Raw genomic sequence first — 22,903 nt, 5'->3', positions numbered from 1 at the left:
TTTATTTGAACTTTGTTCGACTATTTTTGTTTAAAATTACATAAAAATGACCAAAGCAGAAAAAGTTGATTTTGTTGTAGATACTTTGGAAGAGATTTATCCAACCGTTCCAATTCCGTTAGATCACATAGATCCATATACATTATTAATTGCGGTATTATTATCTGCTCAAAGCACAGATGCAAGAGTGAACCAAATTACTCCATTACTATTTGATAGAGCTATAAACCCGTATCAAATGGTAAAACTAACTGTGGAGGAAATTCGAGATATTATTAGACCTGTAGGACTGTCACCAATGAAGTCAAAAGGAATTCATGGATTGTCAGAAATATTAATAGACAAATATAATGGAGAGGTTCCTGCAGATTTTGAAGCATTAGAGTCACTGCCAGCCGTAGGGCATAAAACAGCAAGTGTTGTAATGTCTCAAGCTTTTGGTATTCCAGCTTTCCCCGTAGATACTCATATTCATAGACTCATGTATAGATGGGGTTTATCTAATGGAAAGAATGTTGTTCAGACTGAAAAAGATGCGAAACGACTTTTTAAAAAGGAATTATGGAATAAATTACATTTGCAGATAATCTATTATGCCCGAGAATATTCTCCTGCTCGAGGATGGGATTTAGATAAGGATATTATCACAAAAACTATTGGAAGAAAGTCTGTGATTAAGGACTACAACGCTAAGAAATAACTTCTATTGAACAGAAACAAAAAAGACCCGTTGAATATCAACAGGTCTTTTCAGAAAGAGTTTAATTTAAAATAGATTCAAAAGTTAACTCTTTGTACTTCATAACACTTAAAGCCTTAGAATAACTAAGCAAATATTCAATAGTTGATTCTTTGGGTTTTAATGGATCTGATTTTGATTTTTGAAAAGTGTAAATTTTTGCCATGCCCCAATTTTTAATATTAATATAAAAATAACGGAGCTATTGTATTTATATTGTGCTAATTAGTTAAAACAATATTATTCTTTTCTACCATTTTCCGCAAATTAATAATTGCATATCGCATTCTACCCAAAGCTGTATTTATACTTACATTAGTTTGTTCAGAAATTTCTTTAAAACTCATGTCTTTATACAATCTCATCAATAAAACTTCCTTTTGATCATCAGGAAGTCCTTCAATAAGCTTTTTTACATCATTCTCTACTTGATCTTTTATAATCTGTCGTTCTGCATTTAAAGCAGGATCCCCTAAAACAGAAAAGATATTAAAGTCTTCACTCCCTTCAAATTTAGGCATTCTAGAATTTCTTCTGAAATGGTCTATTACTAGGTTATGAGAGATTCTCATTACCCATGGAAGAAACTTCCCCTCTTCATTATAATTCCCTTTCTTAAGCGTTTTTATCACTTTAATAAAAGTATCTTGAAAGATATCTTCAGCAACATCTTTATCATAAACTTTAGAAATGATAAAACTAAAAATACGTTGTGAATGTCTATTGATTAATATTTCGAGAGATTTTTCATCGCCTTTTATATACTGTGCCACTAAGGCAGAGTCTTGAAGAGTTTGCTCCATACAATTACTTTTTAAATGCTAGCTATACCTATTAAATAGGCAGCTGTTAGTTAATACATTAGTTTAAAAGTAATTTTATGAAATAGGCGTTCTCTTTTATTGATTCGGATTCAAATATAGGATAATTCTTTGTTAAAAAACAAATTTTAAAAACAATTCTCAACAATTTATCTATAATAGATTAGAATTATGCAATAAAAAGAAGCTAAATCAAACAATAACACAGTGATTAATATGCTGAAAATCAAATCTTGAGAATATAAACGTATAGAAAAAAGACTTTATCAAACGAATATCATCTCTCTATAAATCAATTACATATATGAATTTTAAAAATAAGACGAATTCTTATCGATAGCCACCTCTAAAAGCTAGGTAGAGATTCTTATCTTTGTGTTTTGTTTTATTGCTATGACAGATATTACGACAGTTAATCCGAAAGAAAATATAATTATAAAAGGAGCTAAACTCCACAACCTTAAAAACATAGACGTTGTTATCCCACGAAATAAATTAGTGGTTTTAACAGGTTTATCTGGAAGTGGAAAATCCTCATTAGCCTTCGACACACTTTATGCTGAAGGACAACGCCGCTATGTAGAAAGCTTATCTTCCTATGCTAGACAATTTTTAGGAAGATTAAACAAACCAAAAGTAGACTATATTAAAGGGATTGCTCCTGCAATAGCCATCGAGCAAAAGGTAAACTCTACAAATCCTAGATCTACAGTAGGTACAACTACAGAGATTTACGATTATTTAAAGTTACTATATGCGAGAATCGGAAAAACCTACTCCCCTGTTTCTGGTAATGAAGTAAAAAAGAATACCGTTACAGATGTTATCAATTTTGTAAAAACACATGAAGAGCGCAGTAAACTTTTATTATTAGCTCCAGTTCATATTTCTGAAGACAGAAGCGTTATGAAAACGCTGAAAATATTGGCTCAGCAAGGATTTGCACGTATAAAATATAAAGATGAAGTTCTAAGAATTGAAGAGATTGAAGAGGATATAGAAAATGACTTTTTCTTAGTTGTAGACCGTATAATTGTTAGCGATAATGAAGACTTTTATAACCGATTGGCAGATGCTATAGACTCGGCTTTCTTTGAAGGTAAAGGTGAATGTATCATTGAAGATTTAAGTACCAATAAACAGACACACTTTAGCAATAAATTTGAATTGGACGGGATGTCTTTTTTAGAGCCTAATGTACATCTCTTCAGCTTTAATAATCCATACGGAGCTTGTCCTCGCTGTGAAGGTTATGGAGATGTTATTGGCTTAGACGAAGACTTGATTGTTCCTAATACTGGTTTATCGATATACGACAATGCGATATTTGCTTGGCGGGGTGATAGTATGAGTTGGTACCGAGATCAATTGGTTAATAATGCATATAAATTTGACTTCCCCATTCATAAACCTTGGTTTGAATTAACAGAGGAACAAAAGGAACTTGTTTGGAAAGGAAATAAATACTTTACTGGATTAACTACTTTCTTCGGAGAATTGGAAGAAAAGAGCTATAAAATCCAAAATCGTGTAATGCTTTCTCGCTACCGCGGAAAAACAAAATGTGACCTCTGTAAAGGTAAAAGATTACGAAAAGAAGCTAACTACGTAAAGGTTGATGATAAAACGATCACAGAGTTGGTGGAAATGCCATTACATAAATTGCAAGTTCATTTTAATGAATTAAAACTTAATGAAAGTGATCAAGAGATCTCTAACCGACTATTGAAAGAAATTAATAGTAGATTAGAGTTTTTAAGTAACGTTGGCTTGGATTATCTTACGTTAAATAGAAAATCAAATTCACTTTCTGGTGGGGAATCTCAACGAATAAATCTTGCAACTTCTCTTGGGAGTAGCTTAGTTGGATCTATGTATATTTTAGACGAGCCTAGCATTGGTTTACACCCAAAGGATACGGAGAAGCTTATAGAAGTATTAAAATCACTTAGAAACCTTGGTAATACTGTCATTGTAGTAGAACATGATGAGGATATAATGAAGGCTGCCGATGAAATTATAGATATTGGCCCTGAAGCTGGTACTTTGGGAGGGACTGTTACTGCAACAGGTACTTTTAAAGAAATTTTAAAGGCTGATACGCTTACAGCAAATTACTTAAATGGTGAGCTAGAGATTGCTGTTCCTAAAAAACGAAGAACTAGTAAAAACTATATTGAAGTAAAGGGAGCGCGAGAAAATAATTTAAAAAATGTTGATGCTACTTTCCCTTTAAATTCACTCACCGTGATTACTGGTGTTTCTGGAAGCGGAAAAAGTACACTTGTAAAGCGAATATTATATCCTGCGATATTAAAAGAAACTGGTGGATATGGAGAAAAGGTAGGACAATTCTCTGGAATTGAAGGCAAATACAGCTCTTTAACTTCGGTAGAATATGTAGATCAGAATCCTATTGGCCGTTCTTCTAGGTCGAATCCTGTAACGTATATCAAAGCTTACGACGATATAAGATCTTTGTTTTCTAAACAAAAAATATCTAAACTTCGAGGGTATCAACCTAAACATTTTTCTTTTAATGTAGACGCTGGTCGTTGTGAAACATGTAAAGGAGAAGGGGAAGTAACTATCGAAATGCAGTTTATGGCAGATGTGCATTTAGAATGTGAAACATGTAACGGGAAACGCTTTAAAAAGGAAGTTCTAGAAGTTAAATTCAACGATAAGAATATCGATGATATTTTAACAATGACTATTGATGATGCTGTAGCTTTTTTTAGAGAGCATAATGAAACTAAAATCGCTAATAAGCTACAACCATTACAAGATGTAGGATTGGGGTATGTTAATTTAGGCCAATCTTCTTCAACCTTATCTGGTGGAGAGGCGCAACGTATAAAACTAGCTTCTTTCCTTGTAAAAGGACAAACAAAAAATAAGACACTCTTTATATTTGATGAACCTACAACAGGACTTCATTTTCACGATATCAAAAAGCTTCTAAAATCTTTTGATGCTTTATTAGAAATAGGACATTCTATTATTGTTGTCGAGCATAATTTAGATCTCATTAAATGTGCTGATCATATTATAGATTTAGGTCCCTATGGAGGTGAAAAAGGCGGAAATATTGTAGCTACAGGAACTCCAGAACAAGTAAGTAAAGTAAAAGAGAGCTTTACAGGTAACTACTTAAAAGAAAAATTATAAGATTCTAAGCAACCTTTTCAAAGGTTTTGAATCTTATAGATAAGTAGCAATAAAACCCTGTTTATGAAGCACTTTATTATTTTAATAGGACTCTTTTTTGTTTTCGCTTGTAGTAGCGATGATGATAATCTTGAAGCTAGTGATAGCAATCCTACTCTTTTAACTATTGTAGATAATTGGTATTTAGTTGAAATGCGCGGAAGCGCTCCAAACACAACTACTACTGGTCAGGATATGGAGTGGCAAGAAACTTATACTTTTAATCAGGACAGTACATTTACAAAGACTAGATACCTTAAAGCTAGTAAATCAACGCTAGAAGGTTCAGGAACCTATTTGTATGTTGAAAATAACAACGAAGCTTACCTTCAACTTAATTACAATGATAATAATAAAATTATAGGCTCGTGCACTTCTAATAATAGTGAAACACTCTTTTTTAACGAATCTTCTCAGCTAAAAAGTGGTTGGAACGCTTGTGATGGACCAGGATTGGTTTACGAAAAAGCTACTTATTTAGATTGATAATCTCTTTAATTTACTCCTTGTAAGATATTCATATTAGTTACGACTTAATGAGCATAAAAAGTATTTATTATGTCATTGACTACAGATTTAAAAACATTAAACGATAAAAATAGAGAGCAAATTCCAAATGAAGTTCTTGAAGTAATGGACAAAGCTACTTCGGACTTAAAGAAAGATCATTTTGCTGATAAAACTCTAAAAGTTGGAGATTCATTTCCAGATGCTACTCTTTTAAATATTAAAGGAAAGGAAGTAAACCTGAAAGATTTTAATAATGGTAAGAAACTCATCGTATCTTTTTATAGAGGCGGATGGTGTCCTTATTGTAACCTTGAATTAAAAGCATTACAAAATTCAATTACTGAATTTAAAGCAAATGGTGCTGAATTGATAGCTATTACACCTGAAACACCTGATAATTCATTATCTACTTCAGAAAAGAACAATTTGTCTTTTGAAGTATTAAGCGATATTGACAATGCATTTGCTAAAAAAATAGGTTTAGTTTTTCAACTTCCAGAGTCTATTAAAGCTATTTATTCACAATTTGGACTTGATATTAAAAAGCATAATAATAACTATGATTATGAATTACCAGTGCCTGCAACATTTGTAATTAATGAAGAAGGTAAAGTTATTTACAGATTTGTAAATGAAGATTATACAAAAAGAGCAGATACAGAAGAAATTCTTAATGCGCTAAAAGCAAATAAATAGTTAAAATACTCAATCAGTGGGTTTTGGCACGCTGTTTGAATACTATAATATAGTTTAATACCACTGAAAATGTGGACATTAAATTTCATAGTTGAATTTTTTTTTGGTTGGTTAGTTGAGAAAACTCCACATCGTTTGTTTATTCAAACAGTGGGGTTTTCTTTTTTTTACGATAATCCTAACAACTCTATTTAAGCAGAATGCAATATTATAAATAACGAAAATACTGATACAAACGCCCAGATACTGATAGCTAATAGTAATGGCTTTGCTCCCACTTGCTTCAATGAACTGAAATTTAAAGTAGTTCCTATTAAAAATAGCACTAATGTTAGCAGCAACTTAGAAATGATTACCATATACGGAGCTATAATTTCTGAAGCAGGAATATAGGTGTTTACAATAATAGCAAGTATAAAGAGTCCTATAAAATAAGGGATCTTTACTTTTCCTGCTCCTCGTTTTCCTATTGCTGCAAATACTACAGAGAGAGGAAGAATCCACAATGATCTAGCTAATTTTACTGTTGTTGCCACTTTTAAAGCTTCGTCTCCATAGATGTCTGCTGCACCTACAACAGAACTAGTATCATGAATTGCAACAGCACTCCACATCCCAAATTGATGCTGTGTAAGATTAAAATAATGCCCTATACTTGGAAAAATAAATAAGGCGATAGAATTTAACAAGAAAACAATTCCAATAGCTATCGAAATTTGCTTTGAATTCGCCTTTATAATCGGTGAAACTGCTGCAATAGCACTTCCTCCACAAATAGCAGTACCAGAACTAATGAGCTTTCCTATTTTTTTATCAATTCCAAGAAATTTTGTTAGCAACAATCCTAAGGTAAGTGTAAGACCTATAGAAGCTACTGTTAATAAAAATCCTTCTTTCCCTGCGGATAATGCACTATTCACATTCATTCCGAATCCTAAACCTACAACAGAAGCTTTCAACATCCATTGCGTTCCTTTACTACTTACCTCTTCAAACGGATTTTTAATTAATTGTGCTAAAACTATCCCCAAAGCTAAAGCTATTGTTGGAGTTACAATAGGTGATATACACAACAAAGCTAAGGCTATGAATATAAACTTATTAATAACTGGGTGTTCTTCAATAAATAATAATACTCTTTCTATCATCAGTTTTCATTTTTAACTGATGTAAAAGTACTGCCATTAGTAAGCGAAGTCAAATGATAAATATGTATCTACTATAACAAAATGTTATAATGGTTTTCAAGATAGTTAATGAAGAGTTGTGATAATGAAGATTGATTCCCTTGTTTTACGATGTAACTAAAGTTTCGTTTAATATAAAAATCACGGATATCGATAATTCTTAAACTCCCATTACTCAATTCATCCAAAATAGTATTCACGCTCATAAATGCAACACTTCTTTTGTCTTTAATGTAAGACTTAATGCTTTCTGGACTCCCCAATTGCATTTCTATAGTTAGATCTTTTTCAAAAACTCCTTTTTCCTCTAGCGCTTTCAATATAAACTCCAAAGTACCAGAACCACGCTCTCGTATAATTAAAGGTTGTGTTTTTACTTCATTTAAAGTTATTTCTGACTTATTATACAACGAATGTCCTTTTGCGACTACAAAAACGATTTCATCTTTTAAAAATGAATGATATGACAGTTGTCTGTTTTTAGAATGACCTTCAATACAACCAATCTCCACTGTTTGATCTAATACTTTCTGCTCAATAGCTTCTGTATTACCATTTATAAGCGTGACTTTTGTCTTAGGATACATCTTATGAAAACCCGCTAATACCTCTGGCAGCACATATTGTGCAATTGTGGTACTTGCCCCAATCTGTAAACGCCCTTCTGTATTGTCATTCAAAGCATTCATGTCAAATTCAAGAGCTCTGTGCAACTTTAAAAGCTCCTTAACATGAACCAATAACAGATTGCCCGCCTTGGTCAGTTCAATACTATTCCCTTTACGCTCAAATAGCTTTTGCTTAAAGTGACTTTCTAATTGTTTTATATGTCTTGTAACTGCTGGTTGCGTAATATGAAGCTCTTCTGCGGCTTTTGAGAAACTCAAGCGCATAGCAACCGTGTTGAAAATGTGAAGTTTATAAGCTAACATTATAAACAAAAGTAATAGTATCTGTTGAATATAATGCTAGCTTTATAGTTTTTTTAATGAAGAATATTAAGATTTTCTTCTCTCAGCTTTACGTTTTTCAATAAAAGCATTTAATTCTTCTAATTTGATATCTCCGCTTTCATCTGTATCGATAGCATCAAAATTTTCAAGCAATCGCTCTCCCATTTTATTTTCTGAAAGCTCTTCTTTAGTTACCAATTCATTTTCATCGGCATCTAATTTTTCAAACATCTCTTCTGGTGAAAGACGTTGTCTTCTTTCTCCACCTCCACGCTGTCTATCTTGCGCAAAAGAATTTATAGAAATCATCGTAATAGCTATAAAAGCAATAGTTCTGATATTTTTTTCAGTCATGGCTATAATTATTTTAATAGCATTTAGACCACGTAGAATAAAAAAGGTTTAATTCTGTTAAAAAATAAAGAATTATAACTTATCATGATATTTCTTATCTATCTTATTGGTAAATCTAGAAAATATCATAATTGTTTTTTTCGTGTTTATAAAGTAGACTCCTGTTAATAATATCATCGCTGCAATAATAGATTGCATTGACACATATTCATCCAATAAAAACCAACCTAAAAACAAAGCTATAATCGGATTTACATAAGTGGAAGTAGCAACTTTCTCTGGAGAAACTACTCGGAGTAAATAATTAAAAGAAGTGAATGCTACTATACTTCCGAAGAGAATTAAAGCTAACATAGCAATTTGAACTTGACCACTCCATTGCGTAGGAACAACCCATTCCTCTCCAGCAAATAAACTAAATATCAGCAGAAAAACACCGCCCATTAGCATTTGATATGCCGAATTAACAAAGAAATTCTTAGGGAGTTCGGCTTTAGAAACAAAGATACTTGCGTAAGCCCAACTTGTCATACATAAAAAGATAACTCCAATTCCTAAAGCACTATTTCCTTGATCCATTAATGATTGCTGACTTACTAAAAGGTAAATACCTACAATACCTAGAAAAACACCTATAAAAGACATTAACTTGATTTTCTTACCTTCTAATATTCGTAATAAGAGTAAAACCACCAATGGTTGCGCCGAGATTTCTAGAGCTGCAAACCCACTATCTACATACTTTAATGCCCAAACAACAAATCCGTTTCCTAAGGTTAGGAACAAAAAACCAGCTATCGAAACATTTTTAAATTGCTTTTTTGAAATTTTAATATCCAAACCTGCAATTTTAGCAATTATGAATGCTAGGATACCTGCTGTTATAAACCTTGTAGCAGCAAGCATAAAAGGTGGCAGCTCTGATACAGCAATTTTATTTAGGAAATATGTAGATCCCCAAATAACGTAAATAGCAATAAAAGCAAGAACTATAAGTACTGCATTGGAAGATTTTATCATATCCCTAACTACCTCTTTTTATTCTTATTACGCTTATTATAATTCTTATCACCACGGGTTTTAGGCTTCTTGTATTTAAGCTTTATAGTACGTTTATAAGATCCCCCTTGATTTGTTTTTTTATTCTTCTCTTTCTTTTCATGAAAACTAGGTCCAGGAACGTCATCTTCAGACTTCTTATGTGGATTATCTGGTTCTATTATTCTAGGTTGCTCTTCCGAAGTAAGTCGTGTAGAAATCTCCACTTCTTCAGGGATTGGTAAAAGTGGAATCTCCATCTTCATCAATTCTTCAATAGCAATCTTATTTTCTTCTTCTTTTTCAGTAAAAAATAAAACAGAACTCCCCTTTTCTTCTGCTCTACCAGTTCTACCAATACGGTGCATATAATTCTCTGGGAAGCCTGGGGTATCAAAATTAAATACATGAGAAATCTTATTAAGGTCCAATCCACGCGCCATAACATCTGTAGTGACCAGTATTCTATGTATGCCTTGTTCAAACTCTTCAATAGAACGCAATCTGTAGTTCTGTGTCTTATTTGAATGGATTACACAAACGTCGTCTTTAAAGTTCTCTGTAAGAACGCTAAACAATAAATCGGCGCTTTTTTTATTAGAAACAAACACTAAAACCTTCTTATAAATATTTTTGTCTTTTAGAATATGATGTAAGAGATTGATTTTTGTGTAAAAATTTGGAACACTATACGATGTCTGCTCAATATTCTCTAAAGGTGTACCACTTACTGCAACAGAAACTTTCTCTGTACCTCTAAAGAAATCGTTTATAAGTGTTTCAATTTCATCTGTCATCGTTGCAGAAAACATAATATTCTGTCTTCGCTCTTGCAGCAATTCAAAAATATTATTCAACTGAAAGCGAAAACCAAGATCTAACATCACATCAACTTCATCTATAACCAGTTTTCTAACTTCTTTTAACTGAACAGCTCTACTGATAACTAAATCGTACAATCTTCCAGGAGTCGCAACAATAATATCTGTTCCTTGCGCCAAGGCTTGCTTCTGACGATTAATATTAGTACCTCCATAAACACCTTCCACACGGATATTCATGTATTTACTAAACTTCGCAATCTCATCTACCACTTGCACCACTAATTCTCTTGTAGGCACCATAATTAGCACCCGTGGGTTAACTTGCTTAGAAAATTTTAACCCTTGTAAAATAGGAAGCATATAAGCAAAAGTCTTTCCTGTTCCCGTTTGAGCGATACCAATCACATCTTTTCCAGACATTACAACCGGAAATGCCTTCTCTTGGATTGGCGTTGGATTTACAAAACCTAAATCTTCTATTGCAAAACGTAACTGATTAGATATATTAAATTCTTCGAAAGACTTCATGTTTACTTATATTTTACTACTATTCCTTTTCTTTAGGACTAAATTACTACCGCGCTATTAACGACTTAAAACATTCTTATTTACCGATGCTATCACTACAAACACATCTATAGATATACTATTAAATGATACTTATACGTACCTTATTCTTTTTTAACCTACTGTTATTCAGTAAAGAAACTAATTTATTAGCTTCTGTAGCTGGAACAGCCACAAAAGTACAATCTTGTTTTAATTCAATAACCCCCAATTGATCTTTATTGAGTTTTCCTTGCTTAAAAAACAAACCAGCAATATCTCCTTTGGAAATTTTATCTTTACGCCCACCAGAAACAAACAAAGTTTTCCAGTGATTAGGTTTTAAAACAGTCTTTTTAGAGATATTTACAACCTTAGCATCAGTTATAAAATCTGGTAAGCTTTCTTTCTCCCATTTAAGCACATAAGCAGTTCCTTTAGAATTTACTCGTGCCGTCCTCCCATTTCTATGCGTAAACTCTGCCCCTTTATACGGCAATTGATAATGGATTATGTATTTCATCTCTGGAATATCAATTCCACGAGCAGCTAAATCTGTTGCCAATAATACGTTATACGTACCATTTCTGAACTTTATAAGAGATCGCTCACGGTCCTTTTGCTCCATTCCACCATGAAAAGCTCCATGAGAAATATTTTTTCTTGTTAGGAAATCACTAACGTCTTGAATACTATCTTTTAAATTACAAAAAATAATTCCTGGCTCGTTTCCTATATATTCCAATAATTCGAAAAGCGTATTTAATTTATTTTCAGAAGGAGAAACCACCGTTTTTATACTCAGTTTATTTCCACCTTCATTTAAATAATTAATAACCACAGGATTTTCCAATCTAACAAATTTAGGTACTTTAACACTCTGTGTTGCAGAAGTTAAAATACGCCTATTTAAATTATTAAGTTCAAGAATTATATCTTTCATCTCTTCTTCAAAGCCTACTTCAAGAGACTTATCAAATTCATCTAAAACTAATGTCTTTATATTTTCAGTAGAAAACCTTTCTTGCAAAAAATGATCCGACATTCTACCTGGAGTTCCTATTAAAATAGCGGGAGTATGCTTTAATTCAATTTTATCTTTCGACATCGCTCTACCTCCATAAACAGCATTCACCTTGTAACCAGTTCCCATATTTCTAATAACCTGCTCGATTTGAATAGCAAGCTCTCTTGACGGAACCAAAATTAAAGCCTGAACATCTTCGCAATTTGGATCTAGACGCTCTATTAAAGGAAGTAAAAAAGCTAGTGTTTTTCCTGTTCCCGTTGGAGAAAGGATTACAGTATTAGTTGTTTTTTCTATTACTGATAAAGATTCTTCTTGCATTTCATTTAGTTGAAAGATATTCAACTTCTCAAGAATCTCTTGTTGTTCTTTTATTGTATTTGCCATCTGCTACTTTTTACTCACTGAATGAGTCTATTGATGTTATAATAAAGATCAAAACATTAATTATTAAAAAACCTTTAATGCTTTTAAAAATGCCCTTAATTATTTCTTTTTCGTTTCTTCACATTAACCTCTGCCACTGGAGTAGTCTGCTTATTTACATAATCTGCAAATAATTTCTCTATAAGCTCTTCTTTCGTTAAATGATGAAAAACAGTATGTATCTTTTCTTTAAATTCAGCAGAAACATTATGATTAGGCTTTGTTTTAAATATCTTTCTAGCCCATAACAATGCATTATTTTCCTCTATACTTTTAGCATCTGCTTTTTGAAACTTCTTAAAAGTAATTCCTAATTCATCTTCGAACTCAGCAAGCTCTTTCACTTCTTCCTCTTGAAGAACGGTTAATGCCAACCCTTTAGCTCCTGCTCTAGCTGTACGCCCACTTCTGTGCACATAAGCCTCAAAAGTATCTGGAAGATGATAGTTAATTACGTAAGCTATATCTTTTACATCAATCCCTCTTGCAGCCAAATCTGTAGCTACCAGAATATTTATATGTCCTTCGCGGAATTGCCCCATAATTCTATCTCGAATTCCCTGTGTAAGACTTCCATGCAGAGCTCCGGAAGAAAACTTATTTATAGCCAGATTCTTAGCTAATTTATTAACCGCAGCTTTTGTCTTACAGAAAATTATACCTTGTTCTCCATTTTTACTATTTAAAAAATGCATCAGAACATCTAATTTCTCGATAGGCTCTACTACAACATAACTATGATCTATCCCTTGATGACCAGCAGTATCCATATCTACAGCTACCTGGATTACATGCTTGGACATATAGTTTTGAATCAGCTGTTTTATAGCTCCAGGAAGAGTAGCTGTAAATAACAAGGTTCTTCTATTCTTAGGAAGTTCAGCAACAATCTCATCCAACCCTTCTTTAAGAGAAGTCACCATTTCATCTGCTTCATCCAACACCAAATAGTTAGCTTCCTTAATATTTATAGATTTTCTTTTTATTAAATCTATTAACCTACCTGGCGTTGCTACTACAATATGCGTATTCTCTTTAAGTCTCTCTATTTGTGGTTTAATTGGGATTCCTCCACAAATGGAAGCAATAGAAATAGCAGGTAGATTACTAGCGTAAGAAACCAAGTTATTATATATCTGCTGACCTAATTCTCGCGTTGGAGCAACAATAACAGCCTGTATATTAGTTTTTTCTACATCTATAAGTTGCAATATTGGCAAACCAAAGGCTGCAGTTTTCCCAGTACCCGTTTTTGCGAGTCCAACAAAATCATCCTTTTTATTAAGAATAATAGGAATCGCTTTTTCTTGAATTTCAGTGGGAGTGTTTATATCTAGATCGAATAAACTATGCTGAAGAGGTTCTATAACCCCTAGTTTTGAGAACTGTGTGGACATGATTATAATTTCGGCAAAGATATTGTATCTATATGAAAAGAAGCTATTTAATTATGTATATCTCAACTGAAGCTAATTAATTAAATTATTACGTTTCACACTTGAAAGATAATCCATTAGATGTCACGCTCTTTATAAGTAAAACCATCTTTCTTACTTCAGTAAAAACATAACAATAACTAACTAACATAATGCAATTTAAACAACATTACTTAATCTAATAAATTAATCAATTGCATGACGTTACTTCAATGAAAAAGTCGTCTTAAAATTAAATTCAAGACGACTTTTTTACAGTTTTATGAAAATATCAAATATGTATTTCCATACTTATAATAGAACTAATCTCTTATTAGCTTCTTATATTTAATACGTTTTGGAGTTACATCTGCACCTAAACGCTTACGTTTGTTTTCCTCATAATCTGAAAAGCCTCCTTCAAAGAAATAAACTTCAGAGTTCCCTTCGAAAGCTAAAATATGTGTACATATACGATCCAAGAACCAACGGTCGTGAGAAATAACTACGGCACAACCTGCAAAGTTCTCTAAACCTTCCTCTAAAGCTCTTAATGTATTTACATCCAAATCATTCGTAGGCTCATCTAATAAAAGAACATTCCCTTCTTCCTTAAGCGTCATCGCTAAATGAAGTCTGTTACGTTCTCCACCAGATAAAGCAGACACCTTTTTGTTCTGCTCACTACCAGCAAAATTAAATCTACTTAAATAAGCTCTAGAATTTACTTGCTTCCCTCCCATCATTACTAATTCCTGACCATCGGAGAAGTTTTCATAAATAGATTTATCTGGATCTATATTAGAATGCGACTGATCTACATATGCAATTTTTGCAGTATCACCAACCTCAAAAGAACCATTATCTGGAGTTTGCTCTCCCATTATCATTTTAAAAATTGTTGTTTTACCAGCTCCATTCGGACCTATAATACCTACAATTCCTGCCTGTGGAAGTTTAAAGTTTAAATCTTCATAAAGTAATTTATCTCCAAAAGCTTTAGATACACCTTTAGCATCTATAACATTTGTTCCTAAACGCGGCCCGTTAGGGATATAAATCTCTAACTTCTCGTCTAACTTCGCTTGATCTTCACTTAATAGTTTATCATAATTACTTAAACGCGCTTTCTGCTTCGCCTGTCTTCCTTTAGGAGCCATACGAACCCACTCTAACTCTCGTTCTAATGTTTTCTGACGCTTAGAAGCATGTTTTTGCTCTTGTGCCAAACGTTTCGACTTCTGATCCAACCAAGAAGAGTAGTTTCCTTTCCAAGGAATCCCTTCTCCACGATCTAATTCTAAAATCCACCCAGCAACATTATCTAAGAAATAACGGTCGTGAGTAACAGCTATTACAGTACCCGCATATTGCTGTAAATGTTGCTCTAACCATAATACAGATTCTGCATCCAAGTGGTTAGTAGGCTCATCTAATAATAAAATATCTGGTTGCTTTAATAGCAATCTACACAATGCAACTCTACGACGCTCACCTCCAGACAACACATTAATAGGCGTATCTGGCTCTGGAGTACGTAAGGCATCCATTGCAATTTCTAGTTTTGTATCTAGCTCCCAAGCATTAGTAGCATCAATTTTATCTTGAAGCTCAGCTTGCCTATCCATCAGTTTCTGCATCTTATCTGCATCTTCATAAACCTCTGGCAACCCAAACATATCGTTTATCTTATTGTACTCATCTAAAACGGCAACTGTTTCTGCTACTCCCTCTTTTACTATTTCAATAACAGTTTTAGACTCATCTAATTTTGGTTCTTGCTCTAAATACCCAACAGAATATCCTGAAGAGAAAGAAATATCACCCTGATAATTCTTTTCCTCACCAGCTATAATCTTCAGTAAAGTAGATTTACCAGATCCATTTAAACCTAAGATTCCAATTTTTGCACCATAGAAGAAACTTAAATAAATATCTTTAAGCACCTGCTTATTTGAGCTTTGGTACGTTTTTGATACTCCCGACATGGAAAATATCACTTTCTTATCATCAGACATATATTATTTTTTATTGAAATTTAATAATCGATTATTAATCCTAACTCACATGTTTAGTGGAACTAGCATTCTAAGTATTACACTCTTCCTTTAAGAGCATTAAAAACCCAAGCGATAGCAAAAAATCCTACTCCAACAGAAGCAAAACCATAGCCAGCAACTTCATTATATCGGAAGGCTCCTAAGGCAATTAATCCAAGCCCTACCACTATCATTATCCATGTGGCCCATGCTAAAACTGTATTCTTATTCATTCCCATTTTGTGTAACTTTAATTTAGGTTTTAGGGTAATCTACTAAACACTCAGTAAATCTGGTGCAATTTAAGAAATTATTAAAGAATTATGTAACGGTTGATTTTGTATTTTAGCTGTATCGTTAGGAGTTTATGATTGAATTACTTATTTTCTGAACAATTCAATTATTTATAGACTCAAAAATCATTTGAAATAAACACAATAGATGGATTTAAAATTCAATCAGAACGAAGATTTTAATAAGCTTTCTGTAGCAGATTTGAAAAGAAAATTTGCTAAGGTAGCGCTTGGAGGTGGTGAAAAACGTATTGAGAAACTCCATAGTCAAGGAAAAATGACTGCAAGAGAGCGTATTGATTACATTCTAGATAAAGATACAAACAGTATTGAAATAGGTGCTTTTGCTGGCGATGGCATGTACGAAGAGCACGGAGGTTGCCCTTCGGGCGGAGTGGTTGTTAAGATTGGCTACATTCGCGGAAAACAATGTATTGTCGTTGCAAATGATGCTACCGTTAAAGCTGGTGCTTGGTTTCCTATTACAGGAAAAAAGAATTTAAGAGCTCAAGAAATAGCAATAGAGAATAGACTTCCAATTATCTATTTAGTAGATAGCGCTGGTGTATACCTGCCGATGCAAGATGAGATTTTCCCTGATAAAGAGCATTTCGGACGCATCTTCAGAAATAATGCAATCATGAGTAGCATGGGCATAACTCAAATAGCTGCTGTTATGGGAAGCTGTGTTGCCGGCGGTGCCTACCTTCCTATAATGAGTGACGAAGCCATTATTGTAGATAAAACAGGAAGTATCTTTCTTGCTGGGAGTTACCTGGTGAAAGCTGCAATCGGAGAAAACATAGATAATGAAACGCTAGGAGGCGCAACTACACACTCTGAAATTAGTGGTGTTACCGATTATAAAGCTAAAGATGACAAAGACGCTTTAGATACCATTAAAAATATAGTGGATAAAATTGGAGATTTTGATAAGGCGGGATTCAGTCGTAAAAAATCAATTAAGCCTTTAGAAAACGAAAAAGATATCTACGGAATACTTCCAAAAAGTAGAACAGAGCAATACGATATGAATGCTATTATTGCACGATTAGTAGATGCTAATTCTTTTGAAGAATATAAAGAAGGATTTGGAAAAACTATTATTACTGGATATGCTAGAATAGATGGATGGGCTGTTGGTATTGTTGCAAACCAACGTAAAGTTGTAAAAACTAAAAAAGGAGAATTGCAATTTGGAGGAGTTATTTACTCTGATTCTGCAGATAAAGCAACCCGTTTTATTGCTAATTGTAATCAAAAGAAAATCCCATTAGTTTTCTTACAAGATGTTACTGGTTTTATGGTAGGAAGTAAATCTGAACATGGTGGCATTATTAAAGACGGAGCCAAAATGGTAAACGCTGTTAGTAATTCCGTTGTTCCTAAATTTACGGTAGTTATTGGTAATTCTTATGGAGCTGGAAACTACGCTATGTGTGGAAAAGCTTACGACCCTAGACTTATTTTTGCTTGGCCAAGTGCTGCGCTAGCTGTAATGGGTGGCTCACAAGCTGCAAAAGTACTCCTCCAAATAGAAACGGCTTCTCTAAAGAAAAAAGGAGAAGAAATTACCAAGGAAAAAGAGGACGAGTTATTTAACAAAATTAAATCAAGATACGACGAGCAAACGTCACCATATTATGCTGCTGCCCGCTTATGGACAGATGCCGTTATAGATCCATTAGACACACGTAAATGGATCAGTATGGGGATTGAAGCAGCTAACCATGCTCCAATAGAAAAGCAATTTAATATGGGAGTTATTCAAACCTAAGATCTTATTAATTATAAAAAATGATGTTATGAAAATAGCTGTTTTTAGCACCAAAGCATACGATAAAGAGTTTTTTGACTCCTATAACAATGATGCTGAGTTGACTCTAAAATATTTTGAAGTCGCATTAAAAGCAGAAAGTGCAAACCTGACTAGTGGCTTTGACGGAGTTTGTGTTTTTGTTAATGATAAGTTAGGAGAAGATACCCTTAGGATTTTAAAAGACAATGGAATCAAATTAATCCTACTTCGTTGCGCTGGCTTTAATAATATCAATCTTGAAGTTGCAGAAGAATTAGGTATTAAGATTTACCGTGTCCCTGCCTATTCTCCTGAAGCAGTTGCAGAACATGCTGTTGCTCTTATATTAGCTTTAAACAGAAAAACACACAAAGCCTATAACAGAGTAAGAGAAGGTAATTTTTCTTTAGAACGCTTAAGAGGGTTCAATCTTTATAAAAAAACGGTTGGTGTTATTGGAACTGGAAAAATAGGAACAGCATTTTGTAATATCATGCTCGGCTTCGGCTGTAAAGTAATTGCTTTTGACACCTATGAAAACGAAGCTTTAAAAGAAAAAGGTGTTACATATCTTCCTTTAGAGGAGCTTTTAAAAGAAAGTGATATTATTTCTTTACATTGCCCGCTAACGGATAGTACAAGACATATCATCAATAAAAACACTATTGCAGGCTTAAAAACCGGAGTAATGTTGATAAATACAAGTAGAGGTGCTTTAATTGATACCGCAGACACTATCGAAGCTTTAAAAGATGGTAAAGTAGGATATTTAGGTATTGATGTTTATGAGCAAGAAGAGAAATTGTTTTTTAATGACCTTTCAGAAAGTATCATTAAAGATGATCTTATTTCAAGATTAATCTCCTTCCCTAACGTATTGATTACTGCGCATCAGGGCTTTTTTACTAAAGAAGCACTTGAACAAATTACAATGGTTACTCTCAACAATATAAAAGACTATTCAAATAATGTGACTACGGAAAATGAAGTCCTTTATTCAAAAATAAATGCTTCTAAAGATTAATTCCCCTAGAAGCATTTATTTAAATATATTGTAGTAAAACTATGAATCTTTAATAGCTTTTTGCAAACTAGATTCTCTTATTATTTTACCATTTTCAGTTTCTAAAAAATCTTTCGTATAATATATTTCTTTAGGAACCTCAAACTTTTCAAGTTTAGTATTCTTTTTCAATATTTCTTCTAAATTAGGAATCTTATCTCCTTCAATAACCAAAACAAGTTTTTCTCCTAATTCATTATCCTCAACTCCATGAACAAAAAATCGTTTTTCAATTTGTTTTGCTAGTTTCTTTTCAATCTGTTCTGGAATAAGTTTAACACCTCCTGAATTTATAACGGTGTCATATCTACCTTTCCATTCAAATTCATTTTCCGATACTAACTCAACAATATCATTTGTAACAATAGTATCTTCAGCAATATATGGAGCATCTATAACCAAACAGCTACGATCATCTACAGAAATAGTAACATTCGGCAAGGTTGTAAAGTGAGCAGACGCTTGCTCTGCCTCCAATTTAAAATTATTAACTTGTTTCGCTGCAATATGGGTAACCGTTTCGGTCATTCCATAAGTCTCATATATAAAAGTGTCTTTATCCTTGAGTTGCTCTATTAACTCAGGCTTCATAACTGCACCTCCAACAATAAGCTGTTTTATTTGATTCAGCTTAGACAATGAATTAGACACTTGAAGCGGAATCATAGCAGAGAAATCATAACTCTTCGTTATTTTCTCCATTGGATTTGAGTTTGGAGCAACCAAATCGATCTCTAACCCAAGTATTAAAGCACGCACCATCATCATTTTACCTGCAATATATGCTGCCGGTAAACAATGTAATGCAGTTTGACCTACAGAAATATTGAAAAAATCTCCAGAAGCGATAGATGAATTTACCATAAATTGCTTCTGAATACGAATATGCTTTGGAGTTCCAGTAGACCCAGAAGTTCTTACATATAAATGGTCTTTATCATTCAACCAATCCATTAAAAAATCTCCCATAGATTGCTCAAAAGGCTCGCCCTCTTTTACAAAGCTATAAGCTACCTCTTTTAGGTCTTCCCTATTATAATAGGTTCCGTTGAGTTTAAATTTTAAATGTACTTTATCAAAAGTTGGAGTATTTTCCATAGCTAATTTTAATATGTTTTCAATTTAAGAAACAATCTGATATAAAATTAAAACGGTTTCTTCTGATAAAAAAGTTTCTGAGTAAATAGTTTCTGATTTTTACTGAATTGTAACAGGTTTCTCTATTTTCCCTGTTAATTTTTCCTTCCAATCAGTCCATTTATAAATTTTAGAAAATATAAATAGTAATATTGGAAAAACTACTAAAACAGGTACAAATACATCCCAACCTAATCCTGGTGTTGAAGTATCTTTTAATACGGAAGGAGTTTGTAAAGCTGTCCATGTTGAAGTTACTAATAAAGCTGTAACCAAATTATTTGCTGCATGAAAACCTAAACATAATTCTATTCCATCATCCATTAAAGCTGTAATCCCTAAAAATAAACCTGTACCAATATAATAGACCATAATACCATAACCAATCTTTTCTACTTCTGGATTAGCAATATGCATAATTCCAAAAAGAAAGGACGTAAATAAAAGAGCTGCTAAACTACTTTTTGTAGCTATACCGACACCTTGCATTAAATACCCTCGAAAAAGGTATTCTTCAAAACTCGTTTGTAGAGGCACTAATATAAGCGCAGCTACTAACAAACCTAAAAAAGAAGAAAGCTCAAAATTCCATTGATAATCTTCAGGATTAAGCTTATAATCAACAAAAATTAAAGTTGATGTAATTATAGCCCAAAGTGAAAATGAGAAAAATACCCTCTTCCAATCAATTTTATCCCTACTCGTTGTCAATGAAACAATGCTTTGTTTATGAATATACTTGACCCAAACCAGCAATACAACTAAAGCAATCCCCATTGGCCACATTAAATCTATAAACACTCTCAGTTCACCTTTTCTCTCTATCTCTAGAGCCATAAGCTTTTCGACATCTATATTCAACAAAACAACTGCTAAATAATTGAGAGCCATTAAACCAATAAAGCAAAATGGAATTATTATATATTTCCATAAACCTAATTCCCCTTTGTACCCTTGTTCTATATATTTCAAATTATTATAATTTTAAAGGACTTAAGTCCCAATTTATAGTATTTCTATAATGTAATGCTCCACCATCAACTTCTAAAGGACTTTCAATATTATTGGTATATAAACTTCCAGTTCCAAGACCTTGCGGCATCGGGTTATTTAATGTTGCTGTCCATTGAGCAATCGCGTTGAGACCTATATTACTCTCTAAAGCACTTGTAACCCACCAACCTATATTTAATTCTTCGCAAAGTGAAATCCATTCCTGAGAACCACGAAACCCACCTACCAAACTAGGTTTCAGAATAATATATTGCGGTTGTATTGTTTGTAGCAATTCCCTCTTTTTTGTTACAGAAAAAACACCAATTAATTCTTCATCCAAAGCTATTGGCAATGGAGTTTGTTTACAAAGTAAGGCCATTTCATCCCAATTACCTTGCTTTATTGGCTGTTCTATAGAGTGTAACTTTAGTGTAGCTAATTTTTCTAATTTCCCCATAGCTTCTTCAGCTGAAAATGCACCATTAGCATCTACACGCAATTCTATTTTCTCTTCTGTAAACTTACCTCTAATAGAACTTAACAACTTAAATTCATTATCAAATTGTATAGCTCCAATTTTCATTTTAATACAATTGAAGCCAGCATTCATTTTTTCTGTAATCTGTTCTTTCATGAACTCCTCTGCTCCCATCCAAATTAATCCATTGATAGGAATTTCAGCATTTCCATCTATGAATACTGAATCAAAAAGTTTGAAAGGATTCTCACTTTTTAAAGATAAAAAGGCTTGTTCTAAACCAAACTGTATGGAAGGAAACTCAATTAATGCTTCCCAAAGGGTCTCAACTCCTAAACTAATATTGGCACATGCCCATTTTAGTTTTTCTTCATAGTCAGCTCTATCGTCAATACTTAAAGATCTAAGAATTCCACATTCCCCAATCCCGAAGTTAGCGCCTTCCTTAATAAATATAAACCACGTTTCTTTAGTTGTTAATACACCTCTTGAGGTTCCGCTAGGGCGTTTAAACTCAAGCATGTATTTTTGATAATGTGCCTCCATTTACAGTTCTATACTTTCTCCGATTTCAAGTAGCATTAAATCTTTTCCGGAGTTATAAAATTGTTTTTTTGCTTCTTCGTGATCTATCTCGATATACCCAAAGGTGTCGAAATGATAACCTAACACTTTATCACACTCCACAAAATCCGATGCCAGAATAGCATCCTCTATTCCCATTGTGAAATTATCTCCAATTGGTAGAATTGCTAGGTCTAACTTTGTACGAAGTGGAATAAACTTCATGTCCATTGTAAGTGCTGTATCACCTGCGATATAAATATTTTTATGCTCACCTTCAATCACAAATCCACCAGGATTACCTCCATAAGAACCATCCGCAAAAGAAGAAGAATGGATTGCATTTACATATTTTACTAATCCGAATTCAAAATCCCAGCTTCCACCATGATTCATAGGATGCGTTTCAATATCCATTTTACTATAATGACCTGCTATCTCTGCATTAGAAACCACTACTGCACCAGTATTTTTAGCTATTCGTTCTACATCCAAAACATGATCTTGGTGTGCGTGCGTTACTAATATATAATCTGCTTTAATCGCATCAATATCTATATGTGAAGCTTTTTCGTTTGCTGAAATAAAAGGATCTACCAAAATATGTACATCCTCAACTTGAATTCCTAAAGTAGCGTGACCGTAAAATGTAATTTTCATCTTTTTATTTTTTTATTTTACAATAATCTATTTCTCTAACTCTCAAATTTAAGTATTAAGAGTTAAATTATATTGATTGCCATAAATTTAATTTATAAAAGTATGAGGGCAACAATAAATATTACATTT

At 33.1% G+C, this 22,903-nt stretch carries 21 protein-coding genes; 6 read left to right on the top strand and 15 right to left on the bottom strand.

The annotated features are described in order from the left end of the window. Nucleotides 1–46: 46 nt before the first annotated feature. Nucleotides 47–700 (top strand): endonuclease III domain-containing protein, encoded by a 654-nt coding sequence (locus JM658_RS05860; RefSeq protein ID WP_236958312.1) that lies wholly within the window; start codon nucleotides 47–49, stop codon nucleotides 698–700. 61 nt (nucleotides 701–761) lie between these two features. Here JM658_RS05860 and JM658_RS05855 read toward each other — a convergent pair whose 3' ends face one another. Both JM658_RS05855 and JM658_RS05850 read right to left on the bottom strand, forming a co-directional pair. Next, nucleotides 762–905: a hypothetical protein gene (locus JM658_RS05855; RefSeq protein ID WP_236958311.1), complete on the bottom strand. Its 144-nt coding sequence runs from the start codon at nucleotides 903–905 to the stop codon at nucleotides 762–764. Between the two features lie 55 nt (nucleotides 906–960). Continuing rightward, nucleotides 961–1,542: an RNA polymerase sigma factor gene (locus JM658_RS05850; RefSeq protein ID WP_236958310.1), complete on the bottom strand. Its 582-nt coding sequence runs from the start codon at nucleotides 1,540–1,542 to the stop codon at nucleotides 961–963. Nucleotides 1,543–1,953: 411 nt separating this feature from the next. On the opposite strand from JM658_RS05850, the gene uvrA reads away from it, so the two are divergent. The 3 genes from uvrA to JM658_RS05835 all read left to right on the top strand — a co-directional run bounded on the left by uvrA (nucleotide 1,954) and on the right by JM658_RS05835 (nucleotide 5,976). After that, on the top strand, nucleotides 1,954–4,731 hold the full coding sequence (uvrA, locus tag JM658_RS05845; protein ID WP_236958309.1) for an excinuclease ABC subunit UvrA: 2,778 nt from the start codon (nucleotides 1,954–1,956) through the stop codon (nucleotides 4,729–4,731). Between the two features lie 63 nt (nucleotides 4,732–4,794). Beyond that, complete coding sequence (locus JM658_RS05840) at nucleotides 4,795–5,256, top strand: copper resistance protein NlpE (RefSeq protein ID WP_236958308.1); 462 nt, start codon at nucleotides 4,795–4,797, stop codon at nucleotides 5,254–5,256. 72 nt (nucleotides 5,257–5,328) lie between these two features. Further along, nucleotides 5,329–5,976 carry a peroxiredoxin-like family protein gene (locus JM658_RS05835; RefSeq protein ID WP_236958307.1) on the top strand — a complete coding sequence of 216 codons (648 nt, stop codon included), beginning with the start codon at nucleotides 5,329–5,331 and terminating at the stop codon, nucleotides 5,974–5,976. A gap of 191 nt (nucleotides 5,977–6,167) precedes the next feature. On the opposite strand, the gene JM658_RS05830 is transcribed toward JM658_RS05835, so the two are convergent. The 9 genes from JM658_RS05830 to JM658_RS05790 form a co-directional block, all read right to left on the bottom strand. Then, nucleotides 6,168–7,124 (bottom strand): YeiH family protein, encoded by a 957-nt coding sequence (locus JM658_RS05830; RefSeq protein WP_236958306.1) that lies wholly within the window; start codon nucleotides 7,122–7,124, stop codon nucleotides 6,168–6,170. Nucleotides 7,125–7,195: 71 nt separating this feature from the next. Further along, complete coding sequence (locus tag JM658_RS05825; RefSeq protein WP_262911744.1) at nucleotides 7,196–8,095, bottom strand: LysR family transcriptional regulator; 900 nt, start codon at nucleotides 8,093–8,095, stop codon at nucleotides 7,196–7,198. A 66-nt stretch (nucleotides 8,096–8,161) separates the two neighbouring features. Further along, nucleotides 8,162–8,470: an EF-hand domain-containing protein gene (locus tag JM658_RS05820; RefSeq protein WP_236958304.1), complete on the bottom strand. Its 309-nt coding sequence runs from the start codon at nucleotides 8,468–8,470 to the stop codon at nucleotides 8,162–8,164. A 72-nt stretch (nucleotides 8,471–8,542) separates the two neighbouring features. Continuing rightward, nucleotides 8,543–9,490 carry an EamA family transporter gene (locus JM658_RS05815; protein WP_236958303.1) on the bottom strand — a complete coding sequence of 316 codons (948 nt, stop codon included), beginning with the start codon at nucleotides 9,488–9,490 and terminating at the stop codon, nucleotides 8,543–8,545. Nucleotides 9,491–9,498: 8 nt separating this feature from the next. Continuing rightward, nucleotides 9,499–10,860 (bottom strand): DEAD/DEAH box helicase, encoded by a 1,362-nt coding sequence (locus tag JM658_RS05810; RefSeq protein ID WP_236958302.1) that lies wholly within the window; start codon nucleotides 10,858–10,860, stop codon nucleotides 9,499–9,501. A 121-nt stretch (nucleotides 10,861–10,981) separates the two neighbouring features. After that, entirely contained in the window at nucleotides 10,982–12,292 is a 1,311-nt protein-coding gene (locus JM658_RS05805) for a DEAD/DEAH box helicase (RefSeq protein ID WP_236958301.1), read from the bottom strand. Between the two features lie 95 nt (nucleotides 12,293–12,387). Beyond that, nucleotides 12,388–13,728, bottom strand: coding sequence for a DEAD/DEAH box helicase (locus tag JM658_RS05800; RefSeq protein WP_236958300.1), 1,341 nt, complete (start codon nucleotides 13,726–13,728; stop codon nucleotides 12,388–12,390). 341 nt (nucleotides 13,729–14,069) lie between these two features. Then, nucleotides 14,070–15,764 carry an energy-dependent translational throttle protein EttA gene (gene ettA / locus JM658_RS05795; protein ID WP_236958299.1) on the bottom strand — a complete coding sequence of 565 codons (1,695 nt, stop codon included), beginning with the start codon at nucleotides 15,762–15,764 and terminating at the stop codon, nucleotides 14,070–14,072. A gap of 77 nt (nucleotides 15,765–15,841) precedes the next feature. After that, nucleotides 15,842–16,018, bottom strand: coding sequence for a CAL67264 family membrane protein (locus tag JM658_RS05790; RefSeq protein ID WP_236958298.1), 177 nt, complete (start codon nucleotides 16,016–16,018; stop codon nucleotides 15,842–15,844). A 208-nt stretch (nucleotides 16,019–16,226) separates the two neighbouring features. Between JM658_RS05790 and JM658_RS05785 the strand changes: the two genes are divergently transcribed. Continuing rightward, nucleotides 16,227–17,855 carry an acyl-CoA carboxylase subunit beta gene (locus JM658_RS05785; protein ID WP_236958297.1) on the top strand — a complete coding sequence of 543 codons (1,629 nt, stop codon included), beginning with the start codon at nucleotides 16,227–16,229 and terminating at the stop codon, nucleotides 17,853–17,855. A 28-nt stretch (nucleotides 17,856–17,883) separates the two neighbouring features. Continuing rightward, nucleotides 17,884–18,900 carry a 2-hydroxyacid dehydrogenase gene (locus JM658_RS05780; protein ID WP_236958296.1) on the top strand — a complete coding sequence of 339 codons (1,017 nt, stop codon included), beginning with the start codon at nucleotides 17,884–17,886 and terminating at the stop codon, nucleotides 18,898–18,900. A gap of 39 nt (nucleotides 18,901–18,939) precedes the next feature. On the opposite strand, the gene JM658_RS05775 is transcribed toward JM658_RS05780, so the two are convergent. The 4 genes from JM658_RS05775 to JM658_RS05760 form a co-directional block, all read right to left on the bottom strand. Next, nucleotides 18,940–20,037: an AMP-binding protein gene (locus tag JM658_RS05775; protein WP_236958295.1), complete on the bottom strand. Its 1,098-nt coding sequence runs from the start codon at nucleotides 20,035–20,037 to the stop codon at nucleotides 18,940–18,942. A 99-nt stretch (nucleotides 20,038–20,136) separates the two neighbouring features. After that, complete coding sequence (locus tag JM658_RS05770) at nucleotides 20,137–21,048, bottom strand: CPBP family intramembrane glutamic endopeptidase (protein WP_236958294.1); 912 nt, start codon at nucleotides 21,046–21,048, stop codon at nucleotides 20,137–20,139. 4 nt (nucleotides 21,049–21,052) lie between these two features. Beyond that, complete coding sequence (locus JM658_RS05765; RefSeq protein ID WP_236958293.1) at nucleotides 21,053–22,096, bottom strand: o-succinylbenzoate synthase; 1,044 nt, start codon at nucleotides 22,094–22,096, stop codon at nucleotides 21,053–21,055. Continuing rightward, nucleotides 22,097–22,774, bottom strand: coding sequence for a metal-dependent hydrolase (locus JM658_RS05760; protein ID WP_236958292.1), 678 nt, complete (start codon nucleotides 22,772–22,774; stop codon nucleotides 22,097–22,099). Between the last annotated feature and the right edge of the window lie 129 nt (nucleotides 22,775–22,903).

The organism is Joostella atrarenae (assembly GCF_021764745.1).
GTDB classification, from domain to species: Bacteria; Bacteroidota; Bacteroidia; order Flavobacteriales; family Flavobacteriaceae; genus Galbibacter; species Galbibacter atrarenae.
Note: the sequence above shows the minus strand (reverse complement) of the source record. Positions and strands in the feature narration are given on the sequence as shown.

Excerpts from the sequence above, each read along its gene's own strand:
- JM658_RS05825 (WP_262911744.1), bottom strand. The coding sequence starts at position 8,095 with ATGTTAGCTTATAAACTTCACATTTTCAACACGGTTGCTATGCGCTTG.
- JM658_RS05850 (WP_236958310.1), bottom strand. The coding sequence starts at position 1,542 with ATGGAGCAAACTCTTCAAGACTCTGCCTTAGTGGCACAGTATATAAAA.
- JM658_RS05815 (WP_236958303.1), bottom strand. The coding sequence starts at position 9,490 with ATGATAAAATCTTCCAATGCAGTACTTATAGTTCTTGCTTTTATTGCT.
- JM658_RS05855 (WP_236958311.1), bottom strand. The coding sequence starts at position 905 with ATGGCAAAAATTTACACTTTTCAAAAATCAAAATCAGATCCATTAAAA.
- JM658_RS05775 (WP_236958295.1), bottom strand. The coding sequence starts at position 20,037 with ATGGAAAATACTCCAACTTTTGATAAAGTACATTTAAAATTTAAACTC.
- JM658_RS05830 (WP_236958306.1), bottom strand. The coding sequence starts at position 7,124 with ATGATAGAAAGAGTATTATTATTTATTGAAGAACACCCAGTTATTAAT.
- JM658_RS05835 (WP_236958307.1), top strand. The coding sequence starts at position 5,329 with ATGTCATTGACTACAGATTTAAAAACATTAAACGATAAAAATAGAGAG.
- JM658_RS05805 (WP_236958301.1), bottom strand. The coding sequence starts at position 12,292 with ATGGCAAATACAATAAAAGAACAACAAGAGATTCTTGAGAAGTTGAAT.
- JM658_RS05810 (WP_236958302.1), bottom strand. The coding sequence starts at position 10,860 with ATGAAGTCTTTCGAAGAATTTAATATATCTAATCAGTTACGTTTTGCA.
- JM658_RS05780 (WP_236958296.1), top strand. The coding sequence starts at position 17,884 with ATGAAAATAGCTGTTTTTAGCACCAAAGCATACGATAAAGAGTTTTTT.
- JM658_RS05760 (WP_236958292.1), bottom strand. The coding sequence starts at position 22,774 with ATGAAAATTACATTTTACGGTCACGCTACTTTAGGAATTCAAGTTGAG.
- JM658_RS05800 (WP_236958300.1), bottom strand. The coding sequence starts at position 13,728 with ATGTCCACACAGTTCTCAAAACTAGGGGTTATAGAACCTCTTCAGCAT.
- JM658_RS05820 (WP_236958304.1), bottom strand. The coding sequence starts at position 8,470 with ATGACTGAAAAAAATATCAGAACTATTGCTTTTATAGCTATTACGATG.
- JM658_RS05765 (WP_236958293.1), bottom strand. The coding sequence starts at position 22,096 with ATGGAGGCACATTATCAAAAATACATGCTTGAGTTTAAACGCCCTAGC.
- JM658_RS05840 (WP_236958308.1), top strand. The coding sequence starts at position 4,795 with ATGAAGCACTTTATTATTTTAATAGGACTCTTTTTTGTTTTCGCTTGT.
- ettA (WP_236958299.1), bottom strand. The coding sequence starts at position 15,764 with ATGTCTGATGATAAGAAAGTGATATTTTCCATGTCGGGAGTATCAAAA.
- uvrA (WP_236958309.1), top strand. The coding sequence starts at position 1,954 with ATGACAGATATTACGACAGTTAATCCGAAAGAAAATATAATTATAAAA.
- JM658_RS05860 (WP_236958312.1), top strand. The coding sequence starts at position 47 with ATGACCAAAGCAGAAAAAGTTGATTTTGTTGTAGATACTTTGGAAGAG.
- JM658_RS05785 (WP_236958297.1), top strand. The coding sequence starts at position 16,227 with ATGGATTTAAAATTCAATCAGAACGAAGATTTTAATAAGCTTTCTGTA.
- JM658_RS05790 (WP_236958298.1), bottom strand. The coding sequence starts at position 16,018 with ATGAATAAGAATACAGTTTTAGCATGGGCCACATGGATAATGATAGTG.